This is a genomic window from Mesorhizobium sp. L-8-10, from assembly GCF_016756635.1.
Lineage (GTDB): Bacteria > Pseudomonadota > Alphaproteobacteria > Rhizobiales > Rhizobiaceae.
This window is the reverse complement of sequence record NZ_AP023263.1, coordinates 2,602,035-2,624,335: the sequence shown is the minus strand read 5'-3', so window position 1 is coordinate 2,624,335 and position 22,301 is coordinate 2,602,035. Positions and strand designations below refer to the sequence as shown.

Sequence of the window (22,301 nt, the reverse complement as noted above, 5' to 3'; positions counted from 1 at the left end):
CGTCAGAAACAGCGTCTTCTTTCGCAATAGGAGGCCCGAAATGGGCTTGATCCAATATTCCGACGACGGGTTTTTCGCGCCGCGCAAGATCGCGGACGCCTTCCGCACGACGAGCGAGGAAGTTGCCCGGACCGCGGGGCTCGGCAAGGACGCGGTGCAGCGCAAGGACAGGGTACGGTCGGATAAGACGCAGCGCCGGCTGCGCGAGATGATCGAGATCATCAACAAGGTCGAGCCCCGTTTCGGCTCCTCGCTGATGGCCTATGCCTGGTACCGGTCGGAACCCCTGCCCGGCTTTTCCGGCCAGACGGCGATGCAGCTCGTGCGCGGCGGCCGGGCCGACGACGTGCTCGACTATATCGATGCCGTCGACGCGGGCGTTCACGCCTGAACGTGGCGGGCCGCTACGAGGGCAAGCTCTATCGTGCGCTGAACCCGATTCATGCGCGCGAGCCCTTGTCGGGGCGCGGGGCAGAACTCTATGGCGGCAGGTTCAACCCGAGAGGCATGCCGGCGCTCTATCTGTCCCTTTCCGTGATGACGGCGCTACGGGAGGCCAATCAGGCCGGAAATCTCCAGCCGACGACCCTCGTCTCCTATGACGCGCAGATCGATGGCGTTTTCGACACACGGAATGAAGCTGCCCTGGACGCAGAGGGCATGGATCTTGCCGGCCTCGCCGACAGTTCCTGGCGCGACCGGATGAAAACGACGGGGGAAGCGCCGACACAGACCTTCGCACGGCGATTGGTTGCCTCGGGCCATAACGGCCTGCTCGTCAGGAGCTTCGCACCGGGCGCGACCGTCGAGGACGTCAATCTCGTCCTGTGGCGGTGGAGCGACGCCGCCCCCTTCCGGCTCGTCCTGATCGACGACGAGAAGCGCCTTTCCCGATAGGGGGCCTTACGCCGGCCTCCTGTGTGCCGCTACGGCGTGCTCAGCGTCGGCGCCTTCCGAGCTGGCCCCACAGGTCATAGGCCGCCAGCGCCAGGCTGATGACGATGACGATGGCCAGATCCAGGCGCCCGACGCGAAACCCGACAACCGCCAGGAATGCGGTGAAGACGGCGAATGCCAGGGCGGCCATGAGACGGTTGGTGGTCATGCCGGTCACCTCCCGTAGATGAGGCTCGGGAGCCAATGGACGGTGTCGGGAACGAGATAGATGATCACCATGCACAGGATCACGATCAGCAGGTAGGGCATCATCCCGCGGAAGATGTCGGGAAGCGTGACGTGATCGGGCGCGATGCCTTTCAGATAATAGGCCGACATGGCCATGGGCGGCGACAGGAATGCCGTCTGCAGGTTGACGGCGACGAGAACGCCGAAGAACAGCGGATCGATGCCGAAATGCGGCAGCAGGGGCAGGAAGATCGGGATGAAGATCACGATGATCTCCGTCCACTCCAGCGGCCAGCCGAGGATGAAGATGATCAGCTGCGCGACCAGCAGGAACATCAGGGGCGATATGTCGAGGCCGGTCACGAAGTCGCTGATCAGTTGCTGGCCGCCCAGATAGGCGAAAACCGAGGCGAAGGTCGCGGAGCCGACAAAGAGCCAGCACACCATCGCCGAGGTTCTGGCGGTGAGATAGACGGATTCCTTCAGCCTCTGCCAGGTGAGCGCCCTGTAGGCGACAGCCAGCAGCAGCCCGCCGATCGCGCCGACGGCGGCCGCTTCCGAGGGCGTTGCTATGCCGAACAGTATCGCGCCGAGCACCGCCAGGATCAGCACGGCGAGCGGCACGAAGGAGATCAGCATCATCCAGGCGATCTCGAGGGCGGAATGATCGCCCACCTGCTCCCTGGTCGGCTTCGGCGCGAGGCCGGGTTGCAGCACGGCGCGGCCCACCACATAGGCGAGATAAAGGCCGGCGAGCATCAGGCCGGGAATGAGCGCAGCCGCATACATGCGCACCACGGAGACACCGGACGTGGCGGCATAGACGATCAGCATGATCGACGGCGGGATCAGGATGCCCAGCGTTCCGCCGGCGCAGATCACCCCGGATGCATAGCGGACGTCGTATTTCGCCTTCAGCATCGCGGGAAGGGCAAGAAGCCCCATCAGGGTCACCACGGCGCCGACGATGCCCGTGGCTGTGGCGAACAGCGTGCAGGTGACGAGCGCCGCCACCGCCATCGAGCCGGGAATGCGGCGCGATGCAATGAACAGCGTGCTGAACAGGCGGTCGACGATGTTTGCCCGCTCGACCACGTAGCCCATGAACAGGAACAGGGGGATGGCGGTCAGCACGTCGTTCGACATGACCGAATAGGTCTGGTTGACGAACAGGTCGAAGATCCGGTTGTTGAAGAATCCGCCGATCCAGGCTTCCATCTGCGTCCAGTCGTCGGCAGCGGATTCGACGGCGCGATGATAGCTGCCCCACATGCGGGCGGCGTCGAAATAGGCATAGTAGCCGAAGGCGACGCCGAGGGCGGCGAGCGTGAAGGCGACGGGAAAACCGAGGAATATCGCGAGGATGAGGATCAGCAGCATCACCACGGCGACGATCGGATCGCTCATCGGGATGAACCTCGCTCGTCGTCCGGCCTGTCGACCGTGCCGGCAGGAATGTCGACCGCTTCGGAACCGTGCTCGAGCACCTCGAGGGTCTTGGTTTCCATGAGAATTTTCTCGGTCTCCTCGACATCGGCGGCGGCGTGCAGCCATGCGCCCGAGCGAAGGCACAGGATGCAGCGGAAAACCTGCGCCACGCCCTGGATCAGCAGCAGGATCCCCGCGGCGACGATGACGGATTTGAACTGGAAGATCGGGATGTTGGCCGGGCTCATGGTGCTGACTTCCAGATAGCGCCACGAGCGGCCGGCATATTTCCAGCCGGCGAAGATGAGGGCAAGCACTGCCGGGAAGAAGAAGAGAATATAGAGGACCAACTCAACCGCCGCCTGGGTCCGCGGCCTCCACAGCCGGTAGAGGAAATCGCCCCGCACATGGCTGTCCCGCGACAGCGCATAGGCTCCCGCCATCATGAACATCGTCCCGTACATCATGTAGGACAAGTCGAATGCCCAGGGCGTCGGCGCGCGGAACAGGTAGCGCACCACGACCTCGTAGCCGACGCCGAGCGTCATGATCATGACGCTCCATGCGAAGACCTTCCCGAACCAGGCCGACAGTCTGTCGGCGAAGACTATGTAGTTCTCCACGGCAATTTCGCTCGATCACCCGGCGGATTTCGATGGCGCAAGACCGGCAAGGATCACCCTGCCGGTCACCGGTATTGGAGATCTGCCCGGCTCAGATCTTGCCCGGGAAGTAGTGCCGGTAGGCGAGTTCGTAGTCGGGCGCGTTCTGCAGGCTGTAGTAGACCACCCTCTCGCTCCAGGCCTTCTGGCTTTCGACGACCTTGGCGAAGAACGGGTCCTCCATCAGCGGCGGCAGGATCTTGTCCCAGGCGGCCAGTTGCGCCTCGAGCACCTCGTCCGGCGTCCGCTTCACATTGACCCCGGCTTCGGTCGCGAGCTTCTGGAGGTCTGCGGAATACTGGTTCATGGCGAGCGCGTAATTGGCGAGATGCGCGGCTTCGACCCCGTACTTCAGGATGGCCTGCAAGTCGGGCGGCAAGCTCTCGAACTTGTCCCTGTTGAAGATGTATTCGAAGGACTCGCTGGCCTGATGGTAGGACGATAGCATGTAGTTCTTGGCAACGTCCTGCGCGCCGAAACGCATGTCGGAGGTCGGGTTGTTGAATTCGAAGCCGTCGATCACCCCGCGTTCCATGGCCGGCACGATCTCGCCGCCGGGCAGCTGTGCGACGCTCGCGCCCATCGCCTGGAAAAGATCGGCTGCGAGGCCCACGGTGCGGTATTTCAGCCCCTGCAGCTGGTTCGCGTCGGTGATCTCGTTCTTGAACCAGCCGAGCGGCTGGGCCGGCATGCCGAAGGACAGGAACCCGACCACGTTCAGGCCGAGAATGTCCTGCGTGAGCTCGCGATAGAACTCGTAGCCGCCGCCGTGATAGAGCCAGGCGATCATCTGGTTGGCATCGGCGCCGAAGACCGGGCCCGTTCCGAACAGCGAGGCGGCCTTGTTCTTGCCGTACCAGTAGACCGGCACCGTATGGGCCGCATCGATGGTTCCGTCATGGCAGGCGTCCTGCACCTGGAAGGCTCCGACGACGGCGCCGGCCGGCAAGAGGTCGATCTTGATGCGGCCGCCGGACATTTCCTGCACGCGCTCGACATATTGCTGCGCCATTTCCTGGAACACGTCCGAGGCCGGCCAGGATGACTGCATCTTCAAAGTGACCGGTGCCTGCGCCAGCACGGCTGGGGCGGCCAGACCCGAGGCGACGGCTGCACCGCCGGCCACGGTCGAGCCCTTGAGAAAGCGCCTGCGCGACAGTTTGTTGCTGTTCATCATGTTCCTCCCTGGCTTTGTTTTATCGGTTTTGTAGAACAGAATAGGCGAAGCTCGACCGGTTGCAAGGCCGGAGCCGCATTGCCTGCCGCTGGCGACCCGCCACCGTTTCTTAAAGACTTCGCGCTAGGAGTTCGCCATCGACGGAAAACGGGGAAGTCTCGCGTTGCGATTTTCCGCAGCAACGACGGCCGACAGGTTGCTGCCGGAGCGCCTTGCGCTCCGCATGCGCCCGCTGCTCCGCCGTTTCGACGACATCCTTTTCCGGGCCGACGAGCGCGGCGAGGCGAGCCGCATGTCGGTCATCGCCTTCGCGATCCGAGTCGTCAGCGCGGCCATCGCATTCCTCAGCCAGGTGCTGCTCGCCCGCTGGATGGGCGGCTTCGAATACGGCATCTTCGTGCTGGTGTGGACGGCGATGATCCTCGCCGGCAACCTGTCCTGCCTCGGCTTCCATACCTCGGTGATCCGCTTCGTGCCGGAGTACCGGGAAAAGGGGATGCTTCCCGAGCTGCGCGGCGTGCTCGTCGCCAGCCGCCTGGTCGTGCTCCTCGCTTCCACCGTCTTCGCGGCGCTCGGCATAGCCGGCGTCCATGTGCTGTCGGCCGCGATCGAGCCCTATTATGTCGTTCCCTTCATCCTCGGCATGATCTGCCTGCCGATGATCGCGATGTCCGACCTGCTGCAGGGCATCTCGCGCGCGCATAGCTGGGCGATCGCCGCGCTGGCGCCGACCTATATCGAGCGGCCGCTGCTCATCCTCCTGTTCATGGCCGGCGCGATCGTCGCCGGCTACGCTCCCGATGCCAGGACGGCGCTGATCGCGGCGATCCTCGCCACCTACGCCACCACGCTGATCCAGCTTCTGCGGGTGACCGCCCGCATCGGCCGCCTCCTCCCGGCCGGCCCCGTCCGCATGCGCTACGGCCGCTGGATCGCCATCTCGCTGCCGATCTTCCTGGTCGAAAGCTTCTTCTTCCTGCTCACCAATGCCGATGTGCTGATGGTCGGCGCCTTCATGGAGCCCAACGCCGTCGCCGTCTATTTCGCGACGGTCAAGACGCTCGCCCTCGTGCATTTCGTCTATTTCGCGGTGAAGGCGGGCGTGGCGCAGCGTTATGCGCAGTTCACACATGGCGACAGCGGGAAGCTCGCGGCCTTCGCCCGCGAGACCGTCTCGTGGACCTTCTGGCCGTCGCTGCTGATGGCCCTCGTGGTGCTGGCGCTGGGCAAGCCGATGCTCATGCTGTTCGGCCCAGGCTTCGATGCCGGCTATCCGCTGCTCTTCCTGCTTGTCGCCGGCGTCGTCGCGCGCGCCGCCGTCGGCCCGTGCGAAAGCCTGCTCACCATGAGCGGCAACCAGAATGTCTGCGCCTTCGTCTATGCCCTGACGCTCGCCGTCAACGTGGCGCTGAGCGTGCTGCTCATTCCCCGCATCGGCCTGTGGGGCGCGGCGGTCGCCACCGCCGGCGCCATGGTCTTCGAGGCGGCCGCGCTTTCCTTCACTGTCTGGCGCCGGCTGGGCATCGTCATGGCCGTGTTCCTTCCCGCACATCCCGCAAAGGAGGCCCGCTGATGGCCGCCGTGCCCCTGCTCGAGGAATTGAACAGCAGCTCTTCCGGCCCGATGGTCGCCAGTCTTGCCGGTCTTGCCGGCGAACCTGTCGATGACGCCCTCATCGAGCTGCTCGTCGACGATCGGCCACTGCGCCGGCTCGCCGTCTACGCCGCCTCCGCCGGGTTCGAGATGGTCGAGGAGCTCGATCATCTCTGCCGCCGCACGGTCGAGCCCAACGTCTTCTTCAATCCGCGCTTCCTGGCGCCGGCCATGCCGCGGCTGGAGGACCGGGAGGTGCGGCTCGCCGTCATTCGCGACGGCAACGAATATCGCAGCCGGCTGCGGCTGCTGGTGCCCTTCTCCATCGAGAAGCCGCCGATCCCGATCGCCGTGCCGATCATGCGCACCTGGTCGAGCCCGTTCGGGCCGCTCGGAACCCCGCTGCTCGATCGTGACGACCCGGCGGGCGTGCTGGAGGATTTCTTCTCCATGCTGGCGCGGCCGCATCTCAAGCTGCCCAAGGTCTTCGTCCTGCCCGACATGCCGCTCGACGGCCCGGTCGCCAGCCTGCTGAGCGCGGTGGCCGAAACACGCGGCCTGCCGCTCGCAGTCGTCAACAAGGTCGAGCGCCCCTATCTCGCCAGCGAGCTCGACGGCGACGCCTATCTCAGGCAGTCGCTCAGCCCGCACCATCTGCGCGAATTCCGCCGGCTGAAGCGCAGGCTCGCCGATACGGGCACGCTGGAGCACTGCGTCGCGCGCACCACCGACGAGATCAGGCTCGGCGTCGAAGCCTTCCTCACCCTCGAAGCCGCCGGCTGGAAGGGCCGCGAGCGCACCGCCATGGCGATCGACCGCTTCCGCGCCGCCTTCGCGCGCGAAGCCGTCGACAGGCTCGCAGAGCTCGACATCTGCCGGGTCCATTCGCTCGTCCTCGACGGCAAGGTCATCGCCTGCCTCATCGTCTTCGTCGAGGCCGGCATCGCCTATACGTGGAAGACGGCCTATGACGAGGCCCTCGCCACCTATTCGCCCGGCACGCTCCTGATGATCGAGGTCACCCGGCAGCATCTCGAGGACCCCAACATCGAGGCGACCGATTCCTGCGCAGTGCCCGACCATCCGGTCATGAGCCGGCTATGGAGCGAGCGCAAGCCGCTCGCCACTTTCGTTGTCGGCCTGACGCCTGACGCCGACCGGGCGACACGCCAAGCCGCCTCGCAGCTCCATCTCTACAGCGAGACCCGCAAGCTGGCCCGCACCTTGCGCAACCGCGTGAAAGGCCTGCTGAGACGGAAGTGAACGCGCGGCCGATCCTGCCCTGCGGCGCAACGCCGCAAGCCCTGCCGCGTCGGAAGCCGCACAACGCACTTTCGAAAATCGTGTCGGATTTTCGGGCCGGTGCGGTAGAAGATCGGTAGAGCAAACCGAACCGGAGCCCGACGCCACATGACGCTTGCCCGCAACCTCGACGCGATCATCCCCGACATCGTCGCCTGGCGTCACGATTTCCACGAGCACCCCGAGCTTCTCTATGACGTGCATCGCACCGCCGGCGTCGTGGAGCGCCTGCTCGGCGCGTTCGGCTGCGACGAAGTCGTCGGCGGTATCGGCCGCACCGGCGTGGTCGGCGTCATCCGCGGAACGCGGCCGGGCAAGGTGATCGGCCTCAGGGCCGACATGGATGCCTTGCCCATCGAGGAAACGACCAACCTCGCCTACCGATCGAAGACGTCCGGGCTGATGCATGCCTGCGGCCATGACGGCCACACCGCGATGCTGCTCGGCGCGGCCCGCATCTTTGCCGGGGACCGCGATTTCGCCGGCACGGTCGTCGTCATATTCCAGCCGGCCGAGGAGGGCGGCGCGGGCGCCCGGGCCATGATCGAGGACGGCTTGCTGGAACGTTTCGGCATCGAGGAAGTCTACGGCATGCACAACATGCCCGGTCTCGCCGTCGGCCGCTTCGCGCTGCGGCCCGGTCCGCTGATGGCCGCCGCCGACAAGCTTACGGTCGAGATCGAGGGGCGCGGCGGCCATGCCGCGCGACCGCATCTGTGCGTCGATCCGATCCTGGTCGGCAGCCACATCGTCACGCAGTTGCAGTCGCTGGTGGCGCGCAATGTCGATCCGCTGGAATCCGCCGTCGTTTCCATCACCAGCTTCGAGGCCGACGGCTCCCACAACATCATCCCGCAGAAGGTGGTGCTGCGCGGCACGGCAAGGACCTTGCGGCACGAGGTTCAGGATCTTGTGGAAGCGCGCTTCGTCCAGGTCGCCGAGGGCACGGCTGCACTTCACGGCGCCACGGCCCGTGCCGTCTATGAGCGGCTCTATCCGATCACCGCGAACGACCCCGGCCGCGCGGCTTTCGCCGCGAGGGTGGCCGCCGACGTGGCGGGGCCGGGCAATGTGAACGACGACACCCCGCCGCGCATGGGCGGAGAGGATTTTTCCTTCATGCTGGAGAAACGGCCTGGCGCCATCATCTTCCTCGGCAATGGCGACAGCGCCGGGCTCCATCACCCGGCCTATGACTTCGACGACAGCGCCATCCGTCACGGCGTCTCCTACTGGCTGCGCCTGGTGGAGACGGCTTCACAGTCGTGAACTCGAATTGAATGCGATGCCGCGGCGAGCCTGTCAGTTCACCACGGCTTCTCTTTTGGCCCGGTCCCTGGAGATGCGGCGGATCACCTTGCCCGTGGTCGTCAGCGGCATGGAATCGACGAACTCCGCCTCGCGCGGAAAGGGACGACCGAGCTGTCAAGCATAGCGAAGTATTGCGCTCTCGCGCCAACGCTAAGGCCCACCAGCTCATGATGGGTCAGAAGATCAGCGGGGTCGTAGGGAAACGATGCGTCGACCATCGCTCGCCTGCGCTCGCCAAGTTGCCCCAGGATGGAGTGAGACTGCACGGCATGATGGAAGAGTACTCGCATCGAGACTGCCATCCTCTTGGCCTCACCATGATGACCGGCATCGAAAGCAGTCGCGGATGCCCTGAGGGAAGGACAAGTGCTCGTCGCGTGTGACGAAGCGAGCGGCCGGCCGGGAGATTATGGCAGATCGTAGGTGGTGACGAGCGGCACTGAACCATACGGAGCGCGGAGCCGGGCACGAGCCAGCGACTGCCGCCGTACAGCGATTGGATGCCTGGCAAACATCTGCCGCGATGTTCCAGACAAGCGAAACCGGCCGCAATCGGAGCACACTACCTCGTCGCAGGCACCATCGCGCTCTACCGAGTGCTGTGCAGGTTTCTTGCAGACCGGACACGGTGCATTCTTTCGAGCCACGTCAAACACCTCCCCTCATAGTCAATGAGGGGAGGAAAACAGAATTGGCGCTGGTCGACAAGCAGCCCGCGAATAGATGCTCTTGACGAAAAGCACTGCCGTTGCGCGACAGCCGGGCTGAAGACCGGCACTTCATTTCTGGATCCCGATCCAGAGAATGGCGGGACCAAAAAAGGCGGAGCCTATTCGCAGCCTTCGAAGCTGCCGAAGCTCCTGACCAGCCGTTCCACCACCGCATCGAAGGCCTTCCTGTCGGCTGCCGGATATTCCAGGCGGAAATAGGCGGCCTCATCGGCGCAAAGCGGTACCGCCCGCGCATAGAGGATGCGTCCCTCACGCGTGGCGGACCAGTTCCAGCCAGCATCATTGCCGCCACTATAGGCGAGCTTCCAGCCTTCCTCCTCATCCGAGAGAATGCGCTGGGTAACATCCTCCCTCAGCGTCAGATCCGTCAGGATCGTGCCCCATACGACAAGCTCGGCATCTCCCTTGGCCGAATGGGCTTTGCCGCCATCGCCGTTGTCCGCCTCAACAATCTCCGAAAAGCCCGGAGGCATGTCGATCGAATAGGCATAGCGACCGTTTTTGTAGCGGTCCCATTCGGCCGTCCGCCCCAATCCCGTCGAAGCAGCCACGGTCAACACGAAAAGGGCGGTAGCGACCGCGATTGCTCTGAACATCATTCGAAGTCCCCCAGTAAAGTTCCAATAGGCCATCACCGCGGCGGACGAACCCTTCAGTTCACCGCGGCGGACGAACCCTTCAGTTCACACCGCGGCTTCTCTCTTCGCCCGGTCCCTGAAGATGCGGCGGATCACCTTGCCCGTGGTCGTCAGCGGCATGGAATCGACGAACTCCACCTCGCGTGGATATTCATGCGCCGACAGCCGCTCGCGCACCCAGAGCCTGATCTCCTCCGCGAGTTCGGGCGACGCGGCGAAACCGTCCTTCAACACGACATAGGCCTTGACGATCTCGGTGCGCAGCGTATCGGGCTTGCCCACCGCGGCGGCGAGCGCGACGGCCGGATGTCCGGTCAGGCAGTCCTCGATCTCGCCCGGGCCAATGCGGAAGCCGGCCGAGGTGATGACGTCGTCGTCGCGGCCGAAGAAATGAACATAACCGTCCTCGTCCTCGATCCCCTGGTCGCCCGTTGTCATCCAGTCGCCGACGAACTTCTTCGCCGTCGCTTCCTCGTTGCGCCAATATTCCAGGAACATCACCGGGTCGGGACGGGCGATGGCGATCTGGCCGGGAGTGCCGGTCTTCACCCGGCGCCCCTCCCCGTCGATGACGGCGACGCGATGCCCCGGCACCGGCAGGCCGATCGCGCCGGCCCGGCTGATGCCGATCGCGCCGCAGGAGCCGAGCACGAGATTGCATTCGGTCTGGCCATAGAACTCGTTGACCGTGAGGCCGAGTTCGGTTCTTGCCCAATCGAAGGTCTCGCGGCCGAGCGCCTCGCCCGCCGAGCACACTGCCCGAAGATCAAGGCTGAAGCGCGCCCCGATCCCGCTGACGCCCTTCATCATCCTCAGCGCCGTCGGCGGAATGAAGGCGGTCCGCACCTTCATCCGTTCGGCCAGGAGCAGCGCGCTTTCCGGATCGAATTTCTCGAAACGCGACGCGACGACCGGTACCCCGAAATAGAGCGACGGCAGCAGCGCGTTGAGCAGCCCGCCTGCCCACGCCCAGTCGGCCGGCGTCCACATCAGGTCGCCTTGCCCGGGCAGGAATTCATAGGCCATCTGCACGCCGGGAAGGTGGCCGAGCAGCACCCGATGGCCGTGCAGCGCTCCCTTCGGCGGGCCGGTCGTGCCCGAGGTGAAGATCATCATCGCGGGATCGTCGGGCCCCGTATCCTCCGCCTGGAAATGCTTGGAATGGTCGGCGACCAGCCGGCGGAAACCGAGGCCGTCGCCATCCGTTCCTTCGACGACGACGACATGCCGGAGATCGGGGAGCCGGTCGCCGATGCGCTTGAGTTTGGCGTGGCCGGCCGCGTTGGTGATGATCGCCTTCACGCCCGCCGTCTGCAGCCTGTATTCGAGCGCCTCGACGCCGAACAGCAATGCCAGCGGCACCGCGATCGCGCCGAGCTTGTAGATCGCGACATGGCTGATGACAGTCTCGAAGCATTGCGGCAGGAGCAGCGCGACGCGGTCGCCGCGGCGCACCCCGAGCTTGCGCAGCGCATTGGCAAGCGCGTTGGACTGCGCGGCGAGCGCGCCGAAGCTGAGTGTCCGTGCCGGCCCCGAGGGATCGTAGTCGAACAGCGCGGGACGGTCCGGCGCGCGCGCCGCCCAGCCGTCGGCGACGGCCGTGCCGATGTTGAAACGCTCCGGTATCGTCCAGCGGAAGTCGCGATAGAGGTCTTCGTAGCGGTCACGCCGTTCGAGCATCGTGCGCGTCTGATCCCTTGATGGCGGGCCGGCGGCAGGCGGCCGCGATTCCGCACTGCGTCATAGCCTGTTTGGAATGGAATACCAACGTCGACGGAAGGGCCGTTGACGCGCGCTATCTCAGGAACTGCCGGAACCGCCGCAGCGAAAAGAAGAAGAGCACCGACCCTATGACCAGCAGCGTGGCGAGTTGCGGCCATACGACCGTCAGCCCGGCCCCGCGGAACAGCACGGCCTGCGCCAGGATGACGAAATGCGTGTTGGGCGCTGCGAGCATGATGGTCTGGATGATCTCGGGCATGCTTTCGCGCGGCGTCGTGGCGCCCGAAAGCACCTGCAGCGGCAGCAGCACGAGCATCAGGAGCAGGCCGAACTGCGGCATGGAGCCGGCGATCGTCGCCAGGCGTCCGGCTGTCGCTGGTGAGCACCTTGCCGGCGGCCGCAGAGTTCGGTCTCGTTCAAGTAGCGCATGGAGAGGATCGTCGCCTCCTACGGCCTGCGCGTCCAATTGGTCGGCTTGCGCGTCGAACAAGGCTGGAAGCCCGCGGATTGCAGCGTTCACAATGCGTTCGAAGAGCCGGGCATCTACGCTGCGGCAACCCTCTACCACCGCAAGCCGCTCATTCCGGGCTATTAGTGATTGCTGGCAGACCCGAGGCAATTGCTGTAGGCTCCGCCGCGGAGGAACACGCCGGCCTTGCCGGTCATGACGAATACAGGACCAACGAATCTGGGAGGGTTCATGGTCGAGATCATTTCGAAGCGGGACGGGTCGCGGCGCGAGGACATGCGGGTCAAGCAATTGATCGAGCAGAACCGGGCCACCATCACCCGCATAGCCGACCACATCAGTTCCGGCGCCTATTCGGCGCGCAAGGCGCCGCGGGAAGCTCCGAAGGCGCAGGGTCTGATCTTCCATCATATCAGCGGTGGCCCGGCTCCCGCGGAGGTTCACCCGCAGGTTCGGATAAGCCTCAACGGGCGCGTCGTGGTGGTGGATCACAATTCAGGCAAGCAGCTTCACCACATCGGCGAGATCCGCCGCAAGGACGGCGTCGAAACGTTCGTGCTCGCCACCAGGGTCAACGGCTTCTTTTCTCCGGTCGACGCCGGCATTGCGACCGCGCTTGCCGAACTGGACGGCGCCGGGATCGAAGCGGCTGGAGGCGAAGAGCAGTTCGCCGCCGTCATCGGTGCGCGGCTGGGATTTGTCTGATGACCGCGCCCCCTCCCTTCTAGTTCGAACGCAACCAGGACAGTCACGAATTATTCCGGGGCCCCCGAATGTGATAACTGGATGAAAAAAGACATCGGCCAAGACGAAATCCAGGTCGCCACCCGTCGCTCACGCTCCGGTCCGGAAGCGGGAAGACTGGTTTCTATCAATGCGGACTACGACGAACGCATAACCATGCGCGCGTGGGAGACGCTGCTTTCGGGCGAAGCCGACGCAGCGTGCCGTCGTTTCCCGGTTCGCTCGCTCATCCACGATTCGTGGAGCCGCTGCGCCACTGGCGGTATCGACGCCCAGCAGGGCGAAGCACCCATCAACAGCGGCAAGGACGAGATCGAATATCTCAGGCGCGCCAACGGCGATCTTCTCGCCGCCGCACGTCGATCCTTCGCCACCATCGGCCGTCTCCTCGACGGGACAGGTGCCATGCTGGTCCTGGCCGACGGCGACGGCATGTTGATCGACGCTATCGGCGACAAGAAGACCATTCACGACGGCATGGACATCCATCTCGCCATCGGTGGCAAATGGACGGAAGACGTCGTCGGCACCAACGGCATAGGGACGGCCCTTTGGACGGGTGAGCCCGTGTTCGTCCATGCCGCCGAGCATTTCTGCGCCGGTATCAAGTCGTGGACATGCGCAGGCTCGCCGATCCGGGATCCGTTCGACGGAAAGGTCATCGGCGTGGTCGATCTTTCCGGCCATCCCGACATCTTCCGGCCGCACAACACCGCCCTTGTCGCCGCCGCCGCGCGGGAAATCGAAAAGGCCCTGGCGGACCACCAGAATGCCGAGCGCACGCGCCTGTTGGAGGCGTTCATTGCGTCGGCACCGCGCTACCGCCACACCGACGGCCTGATGATCGTGGACCGGCGCGGCCGGGCGATCTATCGCAACAACCTGCCGGACTACGCCGCCGCCGTCCTGGCCGACGAGCCGTCGCCGCAAGGTCATGGCCGGCGTCTGCAACTGCCCGAGGCGGACCCGGTCGCGACCCTGGCCAAAGCGCTGCCGGAAGACATGCCGGCATGCAGTGTCAGCCCGCTCAAGGTCGATGGAGATCTTCGCGGTGCCGCCCTTATGTTCCCATCGACCAGAACAGCTCGCGCCGCACGTCCCTCCCGTCCGCTTTCGCCTCACTTGCGCGAGGCAGCCGCGGCAATCGTCGGGGACAGTGACGCGCTGCTGGCCGCAATCGACGTGGCTTGCCGCGTCGCCCAATCGCGTGAAGTAACCTCGCTTTTGATCGAGGGCGAAACCGGCGTCGGCAAGGAGCTCTTCGCGCGGCTCGTCCACGCCGGCAGCCGACGCACCCCGAACGACCCGTTCATCGCCATGAACTGTGGAGCGATCACCCGGGAACTTTTCGGAAGCGAGCTGTTCGGCCATGTCGCCGGCGCCTTCACCGGCGCCAGTCGTGAAGGCAAGCCAGGCGTCTTCGAACTTGCCAACGGCGGGGTCCTCAGTCTCGACGAGATCGGCGAGTTGCCGCTCGAGATCCAGCCGTTCCTGCTGCGCGTGCTCGAAGAGCGAGTTGTCCACCGGGTTGGCGACAGCCGCGATCGCCCGGTGGACGTGCGGCTTGTCGCTTCAACCAACCGCGACCTCAAACAAGAGGTTGCAGCGGGACGCTTTCGGCGTGACCTCTACTACCGCATCGGCACGGTCTCGATACATGTGCCGCCCTTGCGCGAGCGGGGCGCCGACGTGTTGCTGCTCCTCGACCATTTCAACCGCAAGCTCGCCGACCGGATCGGGGGAACGTTGCTTGATTTCTCCGACCCCGCGCTCGAGGCGCTGGAGGCCTATCGCTGGCCGGGCAATGTGCGCGAACTGCGAAATCTGGTCGAACGGTTGCACGTGCTTTCACGCGGCGACCGGGTGGAGGTCGAAGACCTGCCCGAAGAGATGGCAGTGTCGCAGCACTTCCAGGAGCCCGAAAAACCCGTCGATACGGCGGCTGCGGCCGTGGAGCGGCCGATCCTCAGTTTCGAGGATGCGGAACGTCAGGCAGTCATTAACGCGCTGGCCGCCGAAGGCGGCAATCTCAGCCGCGTCGCACGGAGACTTGGCATTTCGCGTCCGACGCTCTACCGCAAGCTCGACCATTTCGGTATCCGCCGCGGCTTTGTCTGATCTGCGCCGGCTCGCCGGCACGTCGGCTCAAAAAGAACCCCATGGCTGCGGTGCCATGGGGCGGGAGGAGCCTTGGGGCCTTGGGTCAGGCAGCTTGCACCGCGCCGTCGCGAAGGGTGGCCGCCTGGTTGCGCAGCAGAACCCCCGCCGCCGCTGCACCGAGGCATGGCGCGACGATATAGAGCCATAGTTGCGAGATTGCGGTTCCGCCTGCGAACAGCGCCGGTGCGAGCGAACGGGCCGGGTTGACCGAAGCGCCGGAGACGGCGATTCCGGCGAGATGGATCACCACCAGCGTCAGGCCGATCGCCAGCCCGGCGATCGCTCCGGCGCCACCTTGTGCGGTGGCGTTCAGGATCACGGTGACGAACAGAAAGGTCGCAACAAGCTCGAACAGAAACGCCGACACAACGGAAAAAGCCGACCAGCCATTCTGGGCAAAGCCGTTTGCTGCGATGTCGTAGCCGGCGACCTTGCCTTGGGCGATGACAAAGAGCACCCCCGCGGCGACGATCGCACCAAGGCATTGGGCGATGACGTAGCAGACGAAGTCCCCCTGGCCGAGGCGGCCGGAAACCAGGAAGCCGAGACTGACGGCCGGATTGAGGTGCGCGCCCGAAATGGGTCCGATCGAATAGGCCATCGCCACCACCGACAGGCCGAAGGCCAGTGCCACGCCGAGCAGGCCGACTTCCGAGCGCATGAATAGAACCGTTGCGCAGCCGAAGAAGACCAGCGCGAAGGTTCCGATGAATTCACAGGCGTATCTGTTCATTTTCCACTCCCTGGTATGATGTGCCGGATCGGCCGCCGTCTCTCATTGTGATGGCCGATCCCGAGCATTCGCGTCGTCACGTCGTCGTGCGGGGCGCTGGGTTGTTCCTTTCCGTGCGCTCAGGCGCGGCCGAGTTTCTCGGCGCCGCCGCCCAGTGCCGGTCCGGCCGTCGGGTCTTCGTCCTCGGCGATGTCGCCGACGAGCGTCTCCGTCGTCAGGATCAGGGTGGCGACCGATGCGGCATTCTTCAGCGCCGTACAGGTGACGCGGACGGGGTCGATGATCCCGGCCTCGTACATATTCTGGAACTTGCCGAGAGCGGCGTTGTAGCCGTACCCGCCATTGACGCGTGTCACTTCCGCCACCACGGCCTCGGGATCGCCGCCGGCATTGGCGACTATGCGCCACAACGGCCGCGACAGTATCGACCTGACCAGCCGAACCCCGTCGGCGACATCGCCGTCGACCGAGGCCAGCACCGCGTCGAGGACCGGTGAGACCTGGGCGAGCGCGGCGCCGCCGCCGGCGACCACACCCTCCTCGGATGCTGCGCGCACGGCATGCAGCGAATCCTCGATCAGCTGGATCGTGCGCTTCTGCTCGACCGGGGTCACGCCGCCGGCATAGAGCACGGCCGTGCCGCCGGAGAGTTTCGCAAGCCGTTCGCGCAGCTTGTCCTGTTCGATGTTCGGGGGTGCCGCTTCATACTGGCGCTGCACCTGGGCGCGACGCGCAGCGATCGCCGCCGTATCGCCGCCGCCGCGGATGACCGAAGTGTGGGATGCGCTGGTCCTCACCCGCTCGGCCGTGCCCAGATCGTCGGGCGTGACGTCCTCGAGGCGACCGCCGAGATCGCGCGCGATCACCCGGCCGCCGGTCAGAATCGCCAGATCCTCCATCATCGCCTTGCGCCAATGGCCGTATTCCGGCGGATGAACGACGAGATACCTGCCCGGCCCGTTCTTGCCGAGCAGCGTTACCACCACTTCAGGCGACATTTCCTCGGCGACGACAAGCAGTGGCCTGCCCGCCTTGTCGGCGATGCTGCGGGCAGCGTCGAGCGCCTGCGGTTCCTTGATCTTGAGGTCCGTCATCAGGATGAAGGGCCCGTCGAGTATGACCTCCATCCGCTCCTGGTCGGTGACCATGTGGTGGGAAAGATAGCCGCGCTCGAAGGACATGCCCTCGACAACGTCGAGCGTCGTTTCGGTCGTCACGCTGAAGTCGGTGGTGATGACGCCTTCGGCGCCGACCCGCTCGTAAGCCTCGGCGACAAGCGCGCCGAGCTTGGGATCCGTTGCGGCGATATTTGCGACAGCTGCCAGGCTGCCGTTGGAGCTGGCCGGTTTCGCCGAGGCCTTCAGCGCTTCGACGACCTTTGTCACGGCCAGGTCGATGCCCTTGCACAGGTCCACCGACTTGGCGCCCCGTTCATTGGCCTCGACGCCACCCTGGATCAGGGCATTGGCGAGCACGATCGCTGTCGTCGTCCCGTCGCCGGCGATCTCATTGGTCTGCATGGACACTTCCCGGACCACCTGCGCGCCCATGTTCTCGAAGCGGTCGTGCAGTTCGATCTCCGAGGCGATGCTGACGCCGTCGCGGGTCACCATCGGCGTGCCGATGGGCCTGTCTATCATCGCATTCATGCCTTTCGGCCCGAGCGTCGGCTCGACCGCCGCCGCGAGCTGGAAAACGCCACGTGCAAGCGCGCGGCGGGCATGGGAGTTGTGGATCATAAGTTTGGGCATGACTCCTCCTTCCGCCGAGAGGGCGGTTTGCTTCCGGCCTCACGCGAGGCCCTGCTTCAGTTCTGAACCCGGCGGCCGGCGCAGCTGACGTGTGGAACGCGATCCAGGATGAAGTCGACGAGCGTCGGCTCTCCGTCGACGAGGTCGAGCTCCTTGTACCTGGTCCCCTTCAAGCCACGGCACAGCGCGCCGTTGAACTCCATGTTGATGCGCACGCTGCGCAGCTCGGCGAGATAGGCGCCGAGAGCCGCAGGCGGAATCCGCTCCCCCTCCCAGGTCACGAAGGCGGGCTCGAAAAGCCGTCTGCCCGGCCAGCGGGCTATCAGCGCCTGCCTGTAGCGGGCCTTCTGGCTGATTACTTCGGCCGATTGCAGGCTGGCCGCGTCGTAGGCGGAAAGGTCCATCCCCACGATTTCGTCGTCGGTAAGGCGCTTTTGCCTCAGTGCCGCGAGCATCGCCTCCTGGCGACGCTTGAACGCTTTCATGCGGAAGGTCTGCCGCAATGCCTCGATATCCTGGTCGCCGGCCAGTTCGCCGAAAATCTGGCCGAACGACTTGCCTTCCTCGATGCCGCGATTGACCTCCTCGGCGAACATATGGTCGTGCAGCCTGACCTGGTAGGCCGGCGACCAGGACAGCGCGTCCAGTGCCTGGCGGATGCCGTCAAGCATCAGGAAGGCGAAGTTGGGCGAGCACCAATAGGTCGGCAGCCGGAAGTCGACCGCCACGCGGCCATCGCCGATCACCTCGGCCCGCTCGACGAAACCCATCGAGGTGATGGGCTCGTCGAGTTCCGGGTCGTTCACCTCTTCAAGGCGCAGCCAGAGCTCCATCTCGCGCCTGCTGGACGTGCCGGCCGGGTTCATGGCGCCTACTCCGCCGCGATGCCGACGGGCGAGCCCGCGAACGCCGCCTTCCTGGCTGCGATGTCGATGTCGTAGAGCCGGACCGCATTGAGGCCGAGGATCTTCTCCTTGATCTCCGGCGTCAGGTCGACGCCCCGCTCCTTCTTGATGTCCTCGGGCAGTTCGAAGGCCCAGAACTTCTCGACCAGCCAGCGCGGCGTCCAGATCGCATAGTCCGAACCGAACAACAGCTTGTCGGGGCCGACCCAGAACAGGAGTTCCGCGATGACCTCGGCGAAGTAGCGCGGCCGCGAATGGATGAAGGGCAGCGCCACGGCGAGGCCGCCATAGACGTTGGTCTCCTGGACTGCGATCCAGCAGAAGTCGTCGAGGCGCGGCAGGCCGCAATGCTCGATGATCCAGTTGAGGTTCTGGAAGTCGGTCGCCGCATGGTCGACGTCATGGACATCGAAGGCGTCCTTGCTGAGCGGTATGATCGTCGGTCCCTTGTGGACGTGTATGTTCTTGATGCCGAGCTTTTCGCAGAGCTCGAAACACTTGTAGGCCTGCGGGTCGTGGAGCTTCCATCCCTTGGAGGCCCCATTCCACTCGGCCGTGTACATCTTCACGCCCTTGATGTCGTAGGTCTCCTTCATGAAATGGATGTATTCGAGCGCCTTCTCGCCGTCGCGCGGGTCGAAGGAGCCGTTCACGATGAAGCGTTCGGGATGACGCCTGGCCATCTCGGAGTTTCGCTCGAGCGTGTTGAAGCCGTTCTTGTAGAAGTCCTTGAGGTAGGTCGACTGCACGATCGCCACGTCATCGGGCCCGTCGACGAAGAGGTCCCGATAGAGATCGTCGGCGCTGTATTTCTCGAACTTCTCCTTGGGCCAGAGCTGGTCCGACGGGCTCAGCGAGGTGTGATAGCCGTAAAAGCAGTCGATGAACTGCTTGCCGTGGACATTGCTCTGATTGGCCGGGCTGCCGTCCCAGAAATGGGTGTGGCCGTCGACGACGAAGATTTCCTTGCCTTCCGGGGTAGTGAACATTTGTGCCTCCGCAAAAAACCGTATTGGTCGGCCGGCGCGCCGCGTGTCGCGACGCACCGGGGCTTGGGCTTGCTCAGATGTATTCGAAGACCTCGTCCATATCGCCGAACAGGATCACCGTGTTGTCGTCGATGCGGACCATTCGCCCGTAGTGGGTGGAGGTATTGACCTCGAAGATCTCGGCGGTCATATCGCGGCCGAGATATTCGCTGATCTCGTCCATCTTGAAGATCAGCTTGCCGTTGCCGTCGATGCGGATCATCGCAGGCTGATAGGTGACGGTAACGCCCGGTTTCTTGGCCATGAACTCGGCGATCGCCCGGGCCTCGACCGAATCGTTCATCGTTACCCCGCACTGGTGCGAGATGGTCTGCTCGAAGGTGATGTCCTTCATCGACTTGAAGATGTTGGACTGGCTTGCGTCGCGTGCTGCTGTTGACATGTCTGTGTCTCCCTTGTTCAGTCCTTGAGGCCCAGTTCGCCGAGGATCTGGCCGATCCGCTCCTCGGACTGGGCGCGGACGTCATCGAACGAAATCGGCTTGGAGTGCGGCATCGACCAGATCGGCTGCAGGCCGAGGGCCGCCTTGTCGGCAAGCGAGCGGTGCTTCTTCAGCCAGCCCTGGAAGAGCTTCTGGTTCCCCGCGCCATGCTTGTCGTCGTGGGCGAGCAGGTAGACGAGGTCGATGGTGTTGGCGAGGTTGCGCTCGTAGTCGGCCTCGGCCGCCGAAATTACCGGCGGAGTGATGAAGTCGTGGTTGGCTGCCGCCACCTGCATCAGGAAACCGGAGCGGAACAGTTCGCCCACCAGCGGCTCGAAGACGATGTTGATGGCGAAATACTGCTCGAGATAGTCGGACGTGCCCATGATCGTCTCGACCGCCTCACGCGTGCCCTGCCAGACGCGGTCCTCGAGCCAGGTCTTCTTGCCGACCTCGTCGTCCCAGCCTGGGATGTCCATGCCGATTTCGGCGAGGTAGAGCGTGATGTCCTGTGCGAGCCTCAGCTTGTAGGACGAGTTGGTCAGCGTCGCGTTGTTGATCATCTGGGTGTAGCCGTAGCGCTGCGCCTGCATCAGCGACGTGCCCAGGCCAAATTCGGCGTGCTTCCAGGCGCCGAGATGGGCTTGCAGGATCTTTGCCCAGACCTTGTCGAAGGTCTTCGGTGCGCCGGCCCTGCGGGCGTTGGCGATGACGCTCTGCACCATCGTCTCGATCTTCGACTGGCGCTGATAATGCGTACGCTCCCATTCCTGGTCGGGCGCGCGGAAGGCATGCCAGTTGGAACTGAGCGCGGCGGTGTTGTCCTTCACATAGGCCCCCTTGCCGGTGGCGAATGAGATGATCCAGTCCTGGATCAGGTAGCGCTCCGGATCGGGCTGCACGTCTACGGTGACGTCCTCGTAATGTGTCGCGCGTTGGCCCCTGGGATCGAAATAGCGGTATTTCCGGCTGTCGGAATCGGAGAATATGGCGGCGCCTGCGGCGCCCGACCCGACCGAACTCGAAGTTGCAGGCATAGTCCTCACTCCCTTGTTGAAGTTGCTTTCGAAGTCCCGCGGCGGCGGTTCTCAATGTCCCGGCGTGCCGCCGGACGAGGTGGTGAACTTGTCGAAGAAGATGCGCTCGCTCTCGAAGCCGTTCATGAACAGGACCGGCTGCAAGGCGTCGATCATCGGTGGCGGGCCACAGGCATAGACGTCGCCCTGCCCGTCCACGGCGAGTTGCTTGAGCTTGGCGTCGACGCGTTCGTGGACGAAGCCGCGTTCGCCTTGCCAGGCAGAATCGCCGTTGGCATGCGACAGCACCGGAATGAAGTTCACTTCCGGATGCCGCTCGACGAGGTCGGCTATCCTGTCGAGATGGAACAGGTCTTCGCGGGTACGCGCGCCGTAGAAGAAATAGACCGGCCGCTTCTCGCCGCTCTTCAGGTGATCGTTGAGGATCGACCAGATCGGCGACATGCCGGAACCGGCGCCGACCAGGACTAGGGGTCCGTCACGACCTTCGCGACGGAAGCAGGTTCCGTAGGGTCCGACGACGTTGACCTCGGCTCCGACCCGGATGCCTCCTGAGTCCAGTTCTCCGGAGAATTTTCCTTCGGGATATTTCTTGATGATGAAGGCAAGTTTTTCGGTTTGGTCCGGCGTATTTGCCATGGAGAACGAGCGCGTAATCGTCTCCCCTTTTTCCGTGGTGACCGTGATGTCGACATATTGGCCGGCCCAGAATTTCATCGGGGAGTTGGGTTCGATCTCGATGCCGCGGATGTCGTGCGTCAGCCGCTCGATATGGGAGATGCGGCCCTGATACGACTTCACGGCGATCGACTTCGACAGGACCTCCTCGTCATAGTTGAGAAGTTCGACTTCCATGTCGGAGTAGGCGAGCGCTCGGCAAAGCAGGATGTGGCCGCTGTCCTTCTCCATGTCGTTGAGCGCGAAGGTCGAATAGCGGAGCATGTCGACCTCGCCGTCGAGCAGCACGCATTTGCAGGCCGAGCATTGCCCCTCCTTGCAGCCGTGCGGCAGCGCGATTCCCTGGCGGAACGCCGCATTGAGCACCGTCTCGCCGCTTTCGACCTCGAATTCGACGCCGACGGGCTCCAGGCGCACTGTGTGAGCGTCACTCATTAAACTAGTCTCCCGATAGCGAGTATCTTCAGTGGTGCTCTTGGCTTCTGGCCGAGCGAACTCCTGTAGCCGGCCGTCACCTTTCTCCAGTCGTCTGCGGGCGGATGCGCCCCGGTGACGGCGAATACGGTTGCTGCGATCGCGGCCCAGGCCGCGATGGCGATGGGCAGGGCTAAGCGGGCATGTGTCATGTCGACCACCAGGCGTTGGGCGGGCCGGCCGGAACCGGC

The 22,301-nt window shown here is 64.5% G+C and carries 22 protein-coding genes and 1 pseudogene; 8 read left to right on the top strand and 15 right to left on the bottom strand.

The features are described from left to right. The first annotated feature begins 40 nt into the window (after positions 1-40). The gene (locus JN280_RS12305; protein WP_202312517.1) at positions 41-391 is read left to right on the top strand and encodes an MbcA/ParS/Xre antitoxin family protein; all 351 of its coding nucleotides are present in this window, start codon (positions 41-43) and stop codon (positions 389-391) included. A 2-nt stretch (positions 392-393) separates the two neighbouring features. After that, positions 394-897 (top strand): RES family NAD+ phosphorylase, encoded by a 504-nt coding sequence (locus JN280_RS12300; protein WP_202312515.1) that lies wholly within the window; start codon positions 394-396, stop codon positions 895-897. 40 nt (positions 898-937) lie between these two features. Here JN280_RS12300 and JN280_RS12295 read toward each other — a convergent pair whose 3' ends face one another. From JN280_RS12295 to JN280_RS12280, 4 genes are all read right to left on the bottom strand, one after another. Further along, complete coding sequence (locus JN280_RS12295; RefSeq protein WP_202312513.1) at positions 938-1,105, bottom strand: hypothetical protein; 168 nt, start codon at positions 1,103-1,105, stop codon at positions 938-940. A gap of 5 nt (positions 1,106-1,110) precedes the next feature. Next, a complete protein-coding gene (locus JN280_RS12290; RefSeq protein WP_202312511.1) occupies positions 1,111-2,532 on the bottom strand; it encodes a TRAP transporter large permease in 1,422 nt (473 codons plus the stop codon). Then, the gene (locus JN280_RS12285) at positions 2,529-3,176 is read right to left on the bottom strand and encodes a TRAP transporter small permease subunit (RefSeq protein ID WP_202312509.1); all 648 of its coding nucleotides are present in this window, start codon (positions 3,174-3,176) and stop codon (positions 2,529-2,531) included. Before JN280_RS12285 ends, JN280_RS12290 begins: the two co-directional genes overlap by 4 nt. A gap of 91 nt (positions 3,177-3,267) precedes the next feature. Then, positions 3,268-4,389 (bottom strand): TRAP transporter substrate-binding protein, encoded by a 1,122-nt coding sequence (locus JN280_RS12280; protein ID WP_202312507.1) that lies wholly within the window; start codon positions 4,387-4,389, stop codon positions 3,268-3,270. 166 nt (positions 4,390-4,555) lie between these two features. Between JN280_RS12280 and JN280_RS12275 the strand changes: the two genes are divergently transcribed. The 3 genes from JN280_RS12275 to JN280_RS12265 all read left to right on the top strand — a co-directional run bounded on the left by JN280_RS12275 (position 4,556) and on the right by JN280_RS12265 (position 8,556). Then, on the top strand, positions 4,556-5,965 hold the full coding sequence (locus JN280_RS12275; protein WP_202312505.1) for an oligosaccharide flippase family protein: 1,410 nt from the start codon (positions 4,556-4,558) through the stop codon (positions 5,963-5,965). After that, positions 5,965-7,248: a GNAT family N-acetyltransferase gene (locus JN280_RS12270; protein WP_202312503.1), complete on the top strand. Its 1,284-nt coding sequence runs from the start codon at positions 5,965-5,967 to the stop codon at positions 7,246-7,248. The genes JN280_RS12275 and JN280_RS12270 overlap by 1 nt, the downstream gene beginning before the upstream one ends. 147 nt (positions 7,249-7,395) lie before the next feature. Beyond that, positions 7,396-8,556 (top strand): M20 aminoacylase family protein, encoded by a 1,161-nt coding sequence (locus tag JN280_RS12265; protein WP_202312501.1) that lies wholly within the window; start codon positions 7,396-7,398, stop codon positions 8,554-8,556. Positions 8,557-9,427: 871 nt separating this feature from the next. Here JN280_RS12265 and JN280_RS12260 read toward each other — a convergent pair. The 3 genes and pseudogenes from JN280_RS12260 to JN280_RS12250 form a co-directional block, all read right to left on the bottom strand. Then, positions 9,428-9,928, bottom strand: a complete 501-nt coding sequence (locus JN280_RS12260) for a hypothetical protein (RefSeq protein WP_202312499.1) — start codon at positions 9,926-9,928, stop codon at positions 9,428-9,430. An 84-nt stretch (positions 9,929-10,012) separates the two neighbouring features. Beyond that, positions 10,013-11,647 (bottom strand): AMP-binding protein, encoded by a 1,635-nt coding sequence (locus tag JN280_RS12255; RefSeq protein ID WP_202312498.1) that lies wholly within the window; start codon positions 11,645-11,647, stop codon positions 10,013-10,015. 115 nt (positions 11,648-11,762) lie between these two features. Beyond that, positions 11,763-12,050, bottom strand: a pseudogene (locus JN280_RS12250) (ABC transporter permease); the annotation flags it as partial. Between the two features lie 66 nt (positions 12,051-12,116). Here JN280_RS12250 and JN280_RS12245 point away from each other — a divergent pair. The 3 genes from JN280_RS12245 to JN280_RS12235 all read left to right on the top strand — a co-directional run bounded on the left by JN280_RS12245 (position 12,117) and on the right by JN280_RS12235 (position 15,020). Then, positions 12,117-12,284, top strand: a complete 168-nt coding sequence (locus tag JN280_RS12245; protein WP_202315356.1) for a hypothetical protein — start codon at positions 12,117-12,119, stop codon at positions 12,282-12,284. A 105-nt stretch (positions 12,285-12,389) separates the two neighbouring features. Further along, positions 12,390-12,863 (top strand): hypothetical protein, encoded by a 474-nt coding sequence (locus JN280_RS12240; RefSeq protein ID WP_202312497.1) that lies wholly within the window; start codon positions 12,390-12,392, stop codon positions 12,861-12,863. A gap of 81 nt (positions 12,864-12,944) precedes the next feature. After that, entirely contained in the window at positions 12,945-15,020 is a 2,076-nt protein-coding gene (locus JN280_RS12235; RefSeq protein WP_202312496.1) for a sigma-54-dependent Fis family transcriptional regulator, read from the top strand. An 85-nt stretch (positions 15,021-15,105) separates the two neighbouring features. Here JN280_RS12235 and JN280_RS12230 read toward each other — a convergent pair whose 3' ends face one another. The 8 genes from JN280_RS12230 to JN280_RS12195 all read right to left on the bottom strand — a co-directional run bounded on the left by JN280_RS12230 (position 15,106) and on the right by JN280_RS12195 (position 22,262). Beyond that, on the bottom strand, positions 15,106-15,795 hold the full coding sequence (locus JN280_RS12230; protein ID WP_202312495.1) for an aquaporin: 690 nt from the start codon (positions 15,793-15,795) through the stop codon (positions 15,106-15,108). Between the two features lie 119 nt (positions 15,796-15,914). Continuing rightward, positions 15,915-17,546 (bottom strand): molecular chaperone GroEL, encoded by a 1,632-nt coding sequence (groEL, locus tag JN280_RS12225; RefSeq protein WP_202312494.1) that lies wholly within the window; start codon positions 17,544-17,546, stop codon positions 15,915-15,917. Positions 17,547-17,602: 56 nt separating this feature from the next. Then, positions 17,603-18,412: an iron-sulfur cluster assembly protein gene (locus JN280_RS12220; RefSeq protein WP_202312493.1), complete on the bottom strand. Its 810-nt coding sequence runs from the start codon at positions 18,410-18,412 to the stop codon at positions 17,603-17,605. A 5-nt stretch (positions 18,413-18,417) separates the two neighbouring features. Next, complete coding sequence (locus JN280_RS12215; RefSeq protein ID WP_202312490.1) at positions 18,418-19,440, bottom strand: amidohydrolase family protein; 1,023 nt, start codon at positions 19,438-19,440, stop codon at positions 18,418-18,420. Between the two features lie 73 nt (positions 19,441-19,513). Next, positions 19,514-19,882 (bottom strand): MmoB/DmpM family protein, encoded by a 369-nt coding sequence (locus tag JN280_RS12210; protein ID WP_202312489.1) that lies wholly within the window; start codon positions 19,880-19,882, stop codon positions 19,514-19,516. A gap of 17 nt (positions 19,883-19,899) precedes the next feature. Further along, positions 19,900-20,958 (bottom strand): aromatic/alkene monooxygenase hydroxylase subunit beta, encoded by a 1,059-nt coding sequence (locus JN280_RS12205; protein ID WP_202312487.1) that lies wholly within the window; start codon positions 20,956-20,958, stop codon positions 19,900-19,902. Positions 20,959-21,009: 51 nt separating this feature from the next. Next, complete coding sequence (locus JN280_RS12200) at positions 21,010-22,071, bottom strand: NADH:ubiquinone reductase (Na(+)-transporting) subunit F (protein ID WP_202312485.1); 1,062 nt, start codon at positions 22,069-22,071, stop codon at positions 21,010-21,012. Then, positions 22,071-22,262, bottom strand: coding sequence for a hypothetical protein (locus tag JN280_RS12195; protein WP_202312483.1), 192 nt, complete (start codon positions 22,260-22,262; stop codon positions 22,071-22,073). Before JN280_RS12195 ends, JN280_RS12200 begins: the two co-directional genes overlap by 1 nt. Positions 22,263-22,301: the final 39 nt, after the last annotated feature.